This window comes from Actinomadura sp. KC345 (genome assembly GCF_004348515.1).
Classification (GTDB): Bacteria; Actinomycetota; Actinomycetes; order Streptosporangiales; family Streptosporangiaceae; genus Spirillospora.
Map to the genome: position 1 here is coordinate 20,484 of NZ_SMKH01000059.1, position 11,487 is coordinate 31,970.

General features: G+C 70.3%; 12 protein-coding genes and 1 pseudogene. 9 read left to right on the forward strand and 4 right to left on the reverse strand.

Annotated features, from left to right (window positions below):
* Positions 1–37: 37 nt before the first annotated feature.
* Entirely contained in the window at positions 38–727 is a 690-nt protein-coding gene (locus tag E1281_RS12830; protein ID WP_131877699.1) for a LamG domain-containing protein, read from the forward strand.
* Positions 728–742: 15 nt separating this feature from the next.
* On the opposite strand, the gene E1281_RS12835 is transcribed toward E1281_RS12830, so the two are convergent.
* Positions 743–1,117 carry a hypothetical protein gene (locus tag E1281_RS12835; RefSeq protein WP_131877701.1) on the reverse strand — a complete coding sequence of 125 codons (375 nt, stop codon included), beginning with the start codon at positions 1,115–1,117 and terminating at the stop codon, positions 743–745.
* A gap of 128 nt (positions 1,118–1,245) precedes the next feature.
* Between E1281_RS12835 and purF the strand changes: the two genes are divergently transcribed.
* Together purF and purM are read left to right on the forward strand one after the other, a co-directional pair.
* Entirely contained in the window at positions 1,246–2,697 is a 1,452-nt protein-coding gene (gene purF / locus E1281_RS12840) for an amidophosphoribosyltransferase (protein ID WP_131877703.1), read from the forward strand.
* Positions 2,694–3,743 carry a phosphoribosylformylglycinamidine cyclo-ligase gene (purM, locus tag E1281_RS12845; protein WP_131877705.1) on the forward strand — a complete coding sequence of 350 codons (1,050 nt, stop codon included), beginning with the start codon at positions 2,694–2,696 and terminating at the stop codon, positions 3,741–3,743. Before purF ends, purM begins: the two co-directional genes overlap by 4 nt.
* A gap of 268 nt (positions 3,744–4,011) precedes the next feature.
* Here the strand turns inward: purM and E1281_RS12850 are convergent, their stop codons facing one another.
* Together E1281_RS12850 and E1281_RS12855 are read right to left on the reverse strand one after the other, a co-directional pair.
* Positions 4,012–4,218, reverse strand: a complete 207-nt coding sequence (locus tag E1281_RS12850; RefSeq protein ID WP_131877707.1) for a DUF3073 domain-containing protein — start codon at positions 4,216–4,218, stop codon at positions 4,012–4,014.
* 378 nt (positions 4,219–4,596) lie between these two features.
* The gene (locus E1281_RS12855) at positions 4,597–5,679 is read right to left on the reverse strand and encodes a Glu/Leu/Phe/Val dehydrogenase dimerization domain-containing protein (protein ID WP_243716909.1); all 1,083 of its coding nucleotides are present in this window, start codon (positions 5,677–5,679) and stop codon (positions 4,597–4,599) included.
* A gap of 125 nt (positions 5,680–5,804) precedes the next feature.
* On the opposite strand from E1281_RS12855, the gene E1281_RS12860 reads away from it, so the two are divergent.
* Complete coding sequence (locus tag E1281_RS12860) at positions 5,805–6,683, forward strand: hypothetical protein (RefSeq protein ID WP_347813285.1); 879 nt, start codon at positions 5,805–5,807, stop codon at positions 6,681–6,683.
* A 274-nt stretch (positions 6,684–6,957) separates the two neighbouring features.
* Positions 6,958–7,161: a developmental transcriptional regulator BldC gene (gene bldC / locus E1281_RS12865; protein WP_012850682.1), complete on the forward strand. Its 204-nt coding sequence runs from the start codon at positions 6,958–6,960 to the stop codon at positions 7,159–7,161.
* Between the two features lie 322 nt (positions 7,162–7,483).
* Here bldC and E1281_RS12870 read toward each other — a convergent pair whose 3' ends face one another.
* Complete coding sequence (locus E1281_RS12870; RefSeq protein ID WP_131877711.1) at positions 7,484–8,173, reverse strand: TetR/AcrR family transcriptional regulator; 690 nt, start codon at positions 8,171–8,173, stop codon at positions 7,484–7,486.
* 275 nt (positions 8,174–8,448) lie between these two features.
* Between E1281_RS12870 and E1281_RS12875 the strand changes: the two genes are divergently transcribed.
* The 4 genes and pseudogenes from E1281_RS12875 to E1281_RS12890 form a co-directional block, all read left to right on the forward strand.
* On the forward strand, positions 8,449–9,555 hold the full coding sequence (locus tag E1281_RS12875; protein ID WP_243716911.1) for a LacI family DNA-binding transcriptional regulator: 1,107 nt from the start codon (positions 8,449–8,451) through the stop codon (positions 9,553–9,555).
* Positions 9,556–9,894: 339 nt separating this feature from the next.
* Entirely contained in the window at positions 9,895–10,131 is a 237-nt protein-coding gene (locus tag E1281_RS12880; RefSeq protein ID WP_131877713.1) for a hypothetical protein, read from the forward strand.
* A 108-nt stretch (positions 10,132–10,239) separates the two neighbouring features.
* Entirely contained in the window at positions 10,240–11,076 is an 837-nt protein-coding gene (locus E1281_RS12885; RefSeq protein ID WP_243716913.1) for an N-acetylmuramoyl-L-alanine amidase, read from the forward strand.
* Between the two features lie 101 nt (positions 11,077–11,177).
* Positions 11,178–11,487, forward strand: a pseudogene (locus E1281_RS12890) (methyltransferase); the annotation flags it as partial.

Below are 11,487 nucleotides of genomic sequence, written 5' to 3' on the forward strand. Positions count from 1 at the left end.
GGGCACGGCCTGGAAGGCGGCGCATCATGCGCACATCGTGGCAGCGCACATCCTGCCAGGGGCGCGGCGCCGCGCTGGAGGTGATCCCGTGCTGATCGCGCACTGGACGTTCGACGTCGACACCGTGGACGGCCGCTCGGTCGCCGTCGCCGCCGGCAGCGGACCCGCCGCCGAACTGGACGAGACCGCCGAGATCGTCCCCGGCCGGAACGGGGAGGTCCTGGCCCTGGAAGGCGGCGGGCGGGCCGTGATTCCCGCCACACCTCAGCTCGTCCTCAGCCAGGTGTTCGGGTTCAGCGTGGCGTTCTTCGTCCGGATCGACGAGGAGCCGACCGGTGAATGGCGCAGCCTCCTCTACAAGCCGGTCGCCGAGAACGACGCGCGCGGCCTCGGCCTGTGGCTGTACCCGGACGCGATGAGGCTGCGCGTCCAGCTCTTCACCGTCAAAGGCCCCGACTACGTGGACAGTCACGCCAGGCTGACCGTGGGGGAGTGGGCGCACGTCGCCTTCGTCGTGGACACCGACGGGATGTTCCTCTACGTCAACGGCAGGCTGGACGTCGCCGTCCCCTTGGAGCACGCCGTCGTCACACCGGCCGGACCCATCTACCTGGGCAGAGAACCCACCAAGCCTGGATTCGTCGGCCTCATGGACGATCTCCGCATCTACGCCTCCGCGCTCGACGAGGAAGCCGTCCGCTCCCTGGCCGACTACGGGAGTTCCTAACCGACCACGAGAGCCCTAGCGAGGGGTGGTGCTCCCCTTGGCGAAGGGGAACTCTCGTTCCACGCAGCCGCGCCGCGACGAGTCGTCCGGATAGCGCGCCTCGTCTCCGCACTCTGCCGCCTTGCTCAGGAGCCAGACGAGCATCCCGGCGCCGATGACGAGGGCAAGGGCCGAGCAGACGACGCCCACGACGGCGGGCCGCCGGTCCGCGTCGCGCCGCATGAGGGACATCGTTCCCAGGACGAGCCCGACGACGGCTGGAATCATCCCCGCCAGACAGAGCACGAGCCCCGCCAGGCCGACGATTCCGAGTATCTGCGAGGCCCTGGCCAGCGTGCTCCGCTTGGGCGGGGAGGGCGGCGAGTACGTCTGGTACCCGGGCAGCGTCATGCGTTCCTCCACGTGTCGGTCACCAGACTCCCCCGTGGGACGTGATGCCCGTGGTTCGGGTGCGTAAAGGTCCGTTAAGTACATGCCACCGATCGGAGCAGCTGAACCGGGCATCTAGACTGGCGAATGTGCCTCTCCGTGACGGACGTATGAGCCACGACATCGATCCCACCGACCGCCCCCCGCAGGACGCGTGCGGGGTCTTCGGAGTCTGGGTGCCTGCTGACCAGGCCACCCGGGCGGAAGTGAGCAAGCTCACCTACTACGGCTTGTACGCGCTCCAGCACCGTGGGCAGGAATCGGCGGGTATCGCCGTCAGCGACGGTTCACGCATCGTCGTCTTCAAGGACATGGGCCTCGTGGCCCAGGTCTTCGACGAGTCGGTCCTGAACACCCTGCGCGGCCACATCGCCGTCGGCCACTGCCGGTACTCGACGACCGGGTCTCCCACGTGGGAGAACGCGCAGCCCACGTTCCGGTCGAGCGACGCCGGCGGGCTGGCGCTCGTCCACAACGGCAACCTGATCAACACACCGGAGCTGGCCGCGCGGCTCGACCCCGGCGTGCTGACCGCCACGACCGACACCGAGGTGCTGGCGGCCCTGCTGTCCACCCACGGCGACGACCCCCTGGCGGCGGCGCGGGAGATCCTGCCCGCCACCCGCGGCGCGTACTCCCTGGTCTTCATGGACGAGGGGACGCTGTACGCCGCCCGGGACCCGGAGGGCATCCGCCCGCTCGTCCTCGGCGAGATGGAGGGCGGAGGCTGGGTCGTGGCGTCCGAGACCGCCGGTCTCGACATCGTCGGCGCCCGCGTCGTCCGCGAGATCGAGCCGGGCGAGATGATCGCGGTCGACGGCTCCGGCGTCCGGTCCGAGCGGTTCGCCGAGGCGCGGCCGAAGGGCTGCCTGTTCGAGTACGTCTACCTGGCCCGGCCCGACACGACGATCGCGGGGCGCAGCGTCCAGGCCACCCGCGTCGAGGTCGGGCGCCGGCTGGCCCGCGAGCACCCCGTCGAGGGCGACATGGTCATCCCGACCCCGGAGTCGGGCACCCCGGCCGCGATCGGCTACGCCGAGGCGTCCGGCATTCCCTACGGCCAGGGGCTGGTGAAGAACTCCTACGTCGGCCGGACGTTCATCCAGCCGTCCCAGACCATCCGGCAGCTCGGCATCCGGCTCAAGCTCAACCCGCTGCGCGAGGCCATCGAGGGCAAGCGGCTGATCGTCGTGGACGACTCGATCGTGCGCGGCAACACCCAGCGCGCCATCGTCGCGATGCTGCGCGACGCGGGCGCCGCCGAGGTCCACGTGCGGATCTCCAGCCCGCCCGTCTCCTGGCCGTGCTTCTACGGCATCGACTTCGCCACCCGTGCCGAGCTGATCGCCGGGAACCTGTCGGTGGAGGAGATCCGCGACTCGATCGGCGCGGACTCGCTCGGCTACATCTCCCTGGACGAGCTGATCTCCGCCTCGCACATCGCCAAGGACAACCTGTGCCGGGCCTGCTTCGACGGCGTCTACCCCGTCCCGGTGGACGATGACGCCCGCGGCAAGCACCTGCTGGAGGTCACCTCATGACGGGTCGCCCTACGCAGGTCTCGTACGAGGCCGCCGGGGTCGACATCGCGGCGGGCGAGCGCGCCGTCGAGCTGATGAAGTCCCGGGTGGCACGCGCACGGCGTCCGGAAGTGGTCGACGACGTCAGCGGGTTCGCCGGTCTTTTCGACGCCTCGGCACTCCTGCGCTACAAACGCCCCCTGCTCGCCACGTCCACGGACGGTGTGGGTACCAAGGTCGACCTGGCGCGCCGTCTCGGCGTCTACGACACGGTCGGCCACGACCTGGTCGGCATGGTCATCGACGATCTGGCCGTGTGCGGCGCCGAGCCGCTGTTCATGACCGACTACATCGCCTGCGGCAAGGTCGTCCCGGAGCGGATCGCCGACATCGTCGGCGGCATCGCGGACGCCTGCGCGTTGGCCGGATGCGCCCTCGTCGGCGGCGAGACCGCCGAGCATCCCGGCCTGCTCGAGGCGGACGAGTTCGACCTCGCGGGCGCTGGAACGGGTGTCGTCGAGGCCGGCGAGGTCCTCGGTCCCGATCGTGTCCGCCCGGGTGACGTCGTCATCGCCATGGCGTCATCCGGTATTCACTCGAACGGGTATTCGCTCGTCCGGCACATCCTGGCCACGACGGACCTGACCCTCGAATCCCAGCCGGCGGAACTCGACCGTCCGCTCGGTGAGGAACTTCTCACTCCGACCCGCATCTACGCCAAGCACTGCCTGGCCCTGATGCAGGCCGGCGGGGTGCGTGCGTTCGCGCACATCACGGGCGGCGGGCTGGCCGCGAACCTGGCCCGCTCACTGCCCGCGAACGTCGACGCCGCGCTCAACCGGTCGTCCTGGGAGACCCCGGCCCTGTTCCGCGTCCTCCAGGCTCACGGGGACGTTCCCCAGGCCGAGATGGACAAGACGTTCAACCTGGGCGTCGGAATGGCCGCCATCATCGATCCGGACGGCGCCGACGAGGCCCTCCGCCTCCTGACCTCCCGTGGCGTCCCGGCCTGGCACCTCGGGGACATCGTCTCCAGCAGCGGCGGCGGCTCTGCGGCCTTCGCCTGAGAGACGGCCCGCTTGATTCCGGAACTCCGCGCTCGACGGCGGGCGGCGCGGACGCCATGCCCGAGGGCTGAGAGGAACGCAGCGCGCCTCTCAGCCCACACGAGTCCCACAAGACGCGTCAGCCGCCGAACGCGCCCTGTGGGCAGCCTCGGCGGCATACGGAGACCATGATGAACCACACCCCAACGACGAACACCTTGGCGAACATCCAGAGGTCACGACAAACGCCACCGCCCTGTGCTGCGGGCGGTGGCGCGCTGTCGGCCGATCAACCGGAGGTGCCGTCCTTGCGGTCCTCGGTGCCGTAGTCCTCGGCGAAGTCGGCGTACTTCTCGGCGAGCTCGTCATAGGAGTCTTCGCCGGAGTCGTCGACTCCGAGTTCGCTCTTCAGGCGGTCGAGGTCCGTGTTGCCACTGTTGTACTTGAGCTGTCGGGCAACCTTTACCTGCTTGGCCTTGGCTCGGCCGCGACCCATTGGCTCGACCCCCTCGATGGTCAGGGCTTTCGTGGGCCCATCCAAGCGCGCGTGTACCACACGGACCGGTGCCTGATGAGCCATGCGTCAGTCACGGGTACAACCGTACCCGTTTTGCGCCCGGCTCGGTACATCGACGGTACGTGGCGGCGCTCCTGTTGCTGATAACAACAGTGTATCCGGTGGTCACGGGTAGGTGCCAAAGCCGCCGTGGGACGGTCGTACGCTCCCCCACGGCAGCCCTGGCAACGGTTTTGCAACGGTCTAACAAGACCTAGCGGAGCCCTCCGAGGCTCCTGATTCGAACCCGGTTCAGACCAGCCCGGTTCGGACGAGCCCCCTTTTTCAGACGAGCCCCGCTTTCAGACGAGCCCGCTTTCAGACGAGGATGCCGCGCAGCCTGCCGATCTCGGACATCCTGCGCTCGGCGAGCCGGTCGGCCGCGGCCGCCGGCGGGACGCCCTCGTCGGCGCCCAGCGCGAAGATCGTGCGGGTGGTCTCGTAGATCCCCGCGGCGCGGGCCTTGGCGCGCTCGAAGTTGAAGCCCTCGATCTCGTCCGCGACCTGGATCACGCCACCGGAGTTGACCACGTAGTCGGGGGCGTACAGGACGCCGCGGTCGGCGAGGCGTTTCTCCACCCCGGGGTGGTCGAGCTGGTTGTTGGCCGCACCGCAGACCACCTTCGCCTTCAGGGCGGTCACGGTGTCGTCGTTGAGGGAGCCGCCGAGCGCGCAGGGTGCGTACACGTCGAGCTCTGTGCGGATCATCACGTCGCTGTCTGCGACGACCTCCACCTCCGGGTGCATTGCCCGGACCCGGTCGATGGCGGGCTCGTTCACATCGCAGATCACCACGTCCGCGCCGTCCTCGCGCAGGTGCTCCACCAGCCGGCGGCCGACCTTCCCGACGCCCTCGACCCCGACTCGCCTTCCCCGCAGCGTGGGGGAGCCCCAGATGGTCTCGGCCGCAGCGCGCATGCCCTGGAACACGCCGAACGCGGTGAGGATGGAGGAGTCGCCGGCTCCGCCGTGCGCGACCGTCCGGCCGGTGACGAAACCGGTCTCGCGCGCCACGACGTCCATGTCCTCGCTGAACGTGCCGACGTCGCACGCGGTGTAGTAGCGGCCGTTCAAGGACTGGACGAACCGTCCGTACGCCCTGAGCTTCGCCTCGGACTTGTCGACGGCCGGGTCGCCGATGATGACGGCCTTGCCGCCGCCGAGGTCCAGCCCGGCCATGGCGTTCTTGTAGGCCATGCCCCGGGAAAGGTTGAGCACGTCGGCGAGCGCCTCTTCCTCGGACTCGTACGGATAGAAGCGTGTGCCTCCCAGGGACGGGCCGAGCGCGGTGGAGTAGATCGCGATGATGGCGCGCAGGCCGCTGGCCTCGTCCTGGCAGAAGACGACCTGCTCGTGTCGGGGTTCGGTGCCTTTGTGGGGCGCCCCGAAGACATTAGGCACGGTAGTGCCCTCCTCTCTGTCTCTAAGATCAGCGTAGGACGCCCGATGGCGTCCCGCCCGGCCGAATCTCATGTAACGATGCGATGGTGCTTCCGTACGCCGCGTACCTACGGGTTTATGAACCGGTGACCGCCTTCCCGGAACCCTCGCGGACCCTGTGGACGGTCTACGCCGACTCCAGGCGACGCCCGCGGCGGATCCACGCGCTGGGAGTCGAGCACCGTGACGCCACGCTGAGGATGACGGGCTCACCGCCGGAGGTCGTGCCAGAGCGCGAGAGCCGGGACGCCTACGTCCGCCGCCTGGACGACATGATCTACGTGTGCCCCTGGCAGACGCGGCTGCGTTCATGGCTGGCCTTCGAACGCTTCAGGGCCGAGCACGCCTCTGGTGTCGCCGCCGCGTTCGTCCCGCCGCCGCTGTCGGAGCGGGTCCTGGGCGACTTCGAGCAGTGGAAGAGCGCGGGACGCTCGCTGCGCCCCCACATCCTGACGAGCACCTGGCACGTCCCGCTGGACTGGTTCGTCCCTTTCGAGCGGAGCGAGCGGTGCCTGATGCTGGGCACCCCTGGGACGGGCTACAGCAAGTCAGAAGACGCCTCGGAGGAGAACGGGGGTCATGGTCCGGCGACGGCCGCGCCCGCCCGGACCCTCATCTACGTCACCTCCATGGGCGAAGCGCGCCGCCGCGTCTCGGCCGCGCTCCCCGTGGTGCGCGAGAACCTCGGCGACGGGACGGGCGACGTCTACCTCCTGTCGGCCGGACGGCTGGAGACGCTGGACCGGTGGCTGGGCGGCTTCCACGCGCGCTCGCTCGTGGAACTCGATTACGGAGGGCTGGTCCACCTGATGGACGACAGGGCGCTCAGCGCGGATGAGTCCGTCGCCGAGATGGCCGTGGCCCTCACCGGGATGCAGCGCGGAGAGGTCGAGTTGACCGTGGCGATGTACAAGCGGCTCCTCGCCCGATGGAGGCCGGTCCGGGCCCTTGAGACGGCGAACTAAAACAAATTTCCCGAATCCCTGCGCGATACGACTATACGTGTCGCTAGAATCACGCAGCGTGACCCAGTTGCCATCGCGCCGGCGCGGCGCCTCGCACCCGCGGGGATGTTTGCACGCAACTACCGCCAGGAACTTGCTTGTAGCGCTGAGTGGTGGCAAGGTTACACGTTGTGATGTCATAGTGGCTCTTTCGGGCCATAGGGGACATCAGTGACCGCGCGAAGATCAAATCGCAGGATCGCTGTCATCGGTCCATGGAGGAGAGGCCGCAAACATGTCAGCACGTACGCCAGAGGCCGAGCCCCTGTTGACGCCGGCGGAGGTGGCGACCATGTTCCGCGTCGACCCCAAGACCGTCACGCGGTGGGCGAAGGCGGGAAAGCTCACGTCCATCCGGACACTGGGGGGGCACCGCCGCTACCGCGAGGCGGAGGTGCGGGCGCTGCTCGCGGGAATCCCGCAGCAGCGGTCGGAGTAACCGTCGCCGGCTGCGCCGCCCCCGGCGCCGGGCGCCTGGACGCGTCCCGCGCCGGGGACGGCGCAGACGGTGCCGCACACGTCTCGGCACCTGAAGTCATCGCAGGAACGTGCCCGCGCTGAAGTGACGGTTCCGAGGTGGGCGGCGCTGAAGCGCCCGCCCCGAAGCGGCCGCCTGATCGCGGTGGCGCCGTCGCGGCGGCGCTGACGTGCGCGGAAATTTGGGACACGCGAGACTATCTGTCCACATGAGGACAGGGATATCGCAAGAGGACGCCGAGTCCATGGATGGACAAACGGCCCACGGGTGAGCCCGTCCGGCCCTACGGGCCCAGCTCTTCTTGGGAGAGACGGTCGAACAGCCGGCCGGTGCCCGGGTCATGACGTCCGGCCGTGTGCAGCATGACGACCAGGTGATCGACCAGCAGGCTCTCCAGCTCGGGACGGCCCACGTCGCGGTTCTCCAGCCAGTCCAGCCCGGCGGTCTCCACGGCCGCCATCCAGGAGCGCAGCGTGATGCGCAGGATCGGCTGCGGGGTGTCGACGTCCAGCGAGTGCAGGACCCGGCCCAGCACCAGCCGCCGGATGCCGTCCACGATCTCGCCGACCTCGCCCGACCGGTCGGCCGGTCCGCCGCGCAGCAGGGCCGTGTATCCCGCCGCGTGGCTCTCCACGAAGTCGAAGTAGCGCCGCAGCGAGATCCGCAGGCGTTCCATCGGCTTGCCCTCGGTGGGCGGTTCGAGCAGCACCGACAGCTGCTTGGCGGCGCTGCCGAGCGCCGCGATGTACAGCTCGTACTTGCCGCCGAAGTAGTGGTAGACCAGCGCCCGCGAGGCGCCCGCCTTGGCCGCGACGTCGTCGATCGAGATGTCCTCGGGCGAGCGCGTGCTGAACAGTTGCAGCGCCGCCGAGATCAGTTCGTCTCGCCGTTCGTCGACGCTGAGCCTGCGGCGGCCACGTCCGCCGCCCTGCCGGCTCCGCGCCCTGTCACCGGCCACCGCGCGATCTGCCACCTGGGCAGCGTATCCGAGCGCAGGAGGCGGCAGGCCATACCGAGGCGGCACGAAACGGGCTTTTCACATGTTCGCGATCACTGACCGGTGAGGCTGTGACCCGGAACACCACAGGCCCGAACCACCATTGTCGGATGCCCGTTACTCCCTGTTGCGGCGGTTTGAGGGGAGGGCGCGGCATCATGGCATCTCCTCCCGAGCGGGAGGCCGGCGCGCCGGGCCCCCGACGGCGCGCCGCCGCGGCAGGTCCTGCAGGTCCCCCTGGACGGAGTGCCATGTCAGCTGATCAAGCAAATCCCCCGCACAACAGGCAGGGAGAGGGCGCGGTCCCCCGGCCGCGCAACGAACCGTCTCCCGCCGCGCGCGACGAGGGGAGGTCCGTTCCCGCGCCGAAACCGACGATCCGCAACGTCGCCGAACGCGCCGGCGTCTCCAAATCGCTCGTCTCGCTGGTGATGCGGGGGTCACCGCATGTGAGCGAGCGCCGCAGGCAGGCCGTTCTGCAGGCCGCCCGGGAACTCGGCTACCGGCCGAACGCCGTGGCCAGAAGCCTGGTCGAGGGACGCACCAGGCTCATCGGCGCGATCGTCGCCGACCTCCACAACCCGTTCTTCGCCGAGTTCCTCGACGGCCTGCAGGAGAGCCTGCACGGCGCCGGCCTGCGGATGCTCGTCGGCAGCGGCCGCTGGGACCCGATGTTCGAGGCGGAGGCCGTCGAGGCGTTCCTGGAGATGAGGGTGGACGGGCTGGTCCTGCTCAGCGTCGTCCCCGAGAGCCTCAAGGAGGCGGCGGCCAGCGTCCCGGTGGTGGTCGTCGGCGAGCGCGACGTCAGCGGCGTCGACATCGTGGTGGACGACGACGAGCTCGGCGCCAGCCTCGCCGTCGACCACCTCGTCGAGCTGGGGCACCGGCGGATCGCGCACATCGAGGGGGCGCGCTCGACGACCGCGCGCTACCGCCGCACCGGCTACGAGCGTGCGATGCGCCGGCACGGGCTGGCGGGCGAGGTCGTCGTCGAGCCCGGCGACTTCACCGAGGAGGGTGGCTACCGGGCCGCGGGCGCGCTGCTGCGCCGCGACCCCCGTCCCACCGCGATCTTCGCGCCGAACGACCTGGTCGCGACCGGCGCGCTCTCGGCCGCCGACGAACTGGGGGTGCGGGTGCCCGGCGAGCTGTCGATCGTCGGCTACGACAACACCCACCTCGCCGCCATCCGCCACATCTCGCTGACCAGCGTGGACCAGCCGCGCAGGGACATGGGACGGGTGGCCGCCGAGCTGCTGACCGCGCGCATCGGCGACCCGTCCCGCGCGGCCCGGCAGAACCTGGTCGTCCCGCACCTGGTGGTCCGCTCGACGACGGGACCCGCTCCCGCCGCCTGAGCCCGCCACGTCTACGAACCCCGCGTCGGACCCCCACCACGGGGCCCTTACCACGGGCACGTCCCCCCGCCTCGCAAGCGCTCCCCGCCGGCCTCGTCCTCCGCGCCGTACCCGGTTATGCCGGGGCACAGGAACGGTCGATCGTTCAATGAATCGGTGCGGGCCGGGTAAGGGGCTGGCCAAGCCTGCCGCATTCGCCAGCCCGTAGGCCGCGCCCGGCGGGTTAATGGGACTCACCGTTCGGCGCCCGGGTCCGGGCGGCCTCGGGGGAGGCCGCCCGGACCGGAGCGGTCGCCGCGCGGGCACGGGAAGCGACATGTCGTCAGGGGGGTTGGTCTCGTGCGTGATCCGGAACTGGTGTCGTGCGCGCAGCACGCGGCGAGCGAATTGGAACGCGCATGGTCGGAGTGGCGCCACGCGCGCGGTCTGGCCGAGGAGGTCTCGGAGTCCGTCGCCAGCTACGTCGCCCATTCGATCGACCACCCGTGGGGCCGTCCCCGCGTGGTCCTCGGCCTGGACGCGGAAGAGGCCCGGGCGCTCGCCGCCCTCCTGGGCAAGGAGGACCCCCTCGGCTGATCCCTCCGCGCGCCGTCCCGGCCGGTTTCCCGGAGTTCGTTTGACGAAGCTTGATCGGTGTGCAGACTGTGTGGGTCGATAACGAACCCATCACGGAGGAAGCGGCCAGTGCGCATTCATCGAGGCGGCCCGGTGGTCGCCGGTATCGCGCTGTGCCTTGGCGCGCTCACCGCGTGCGGGGGCTCCTCCGGGACGTCCGCCGGCGGGGGTGAGACGGCGAACCCGCCGCAGGCGGGCGGCCCCTCCCCGGCGGGGAAGCCGCCCGCGGCCGCCCGGGGCGACGCGTCCGCGCTGGCCGGCAAGGTGATCGTCATCGACCCCGGGCACAACGGCGGGAACGCGGACCATCCGGACGAGATCAACAAGCAGGTCAAGATCGGCAACGGCAGCAAGGCGTGCGACACGACCGGCACCTCGTCCAACGACGGCTACGCCGAGCACGCCTTCACCTGGGACGTCTCCAAGCGGCTCGCGAAGCTGCTCCAAGCCGAGGGCGCCGAGGTGACGCTCACGCGCAAGAGCGACAAGGGCGTCGGCCCGTGCATCACCGAGCGCGCCGCCATCGCCAACCGGCTGGACGCCGACGCCGCGGTGTCGATCCACGCCGACGGCAACGCGCGTGCGTCCGCCCACGGCTTCCACGTCATCGAGCCGATCGCGATCCCCAGGAACGCCGGGATGGTGCCCGATTCCCAGAAGCTGGGCAAGGCCCTCCGCGACGCCTACCGCGAGGGCACCGGCATGCCCTACTCCAACTACCTGGGCGAGGAAGGCCGGGACCGGCGCAACGACCTCGGCGGCCTCAACATGTCGAAGGTCCCCAAGGTCTTCCTCGAGTGCGGCAACATGCGCAACAAGGGAGACGCCGCCAAGTTCGCCGACAAGTCCTTCCGCCAGCGCATAGCCGAGTCTCTGACCGAAGGCTTCAAGACCTATCTGGCCTGACCGCCCATCGCCGGGTGGAGCCGGGCGCCGAACGCCGGACACGGCGGGGGAGTGTCCCGCCGGAGCGCCATGCGGCCTCGCCGAGGGGGCAGGATGGTGGCGTGTCTGATCTTCGGGAGCCGCTGATCCGTGTCCGTGAAGTCCTGCTAGGGGCGGACTACACCGTCGCCCGGGTGCGGGAACTGCTCGGTGCGGTCGCGGGTGGGGCGCTGGCGCGCGACGAGATCGTGCCGGCGCTGCGGGTGACCGGCGGCGGGTCGCCGTTGGAGGCCCTGACGCGGCTGTTCTGGTTGCAGGTGCCCGTGGACGCGGGGGCGGTCGAGGCGGACGATCTGGTGGCCGCGGGGCTCGCCGAGGTGTCCGGCGGGGAGGCGCGGGCCCGGTTGCGCGTCGAGCCGCTGGAGGCGGTGG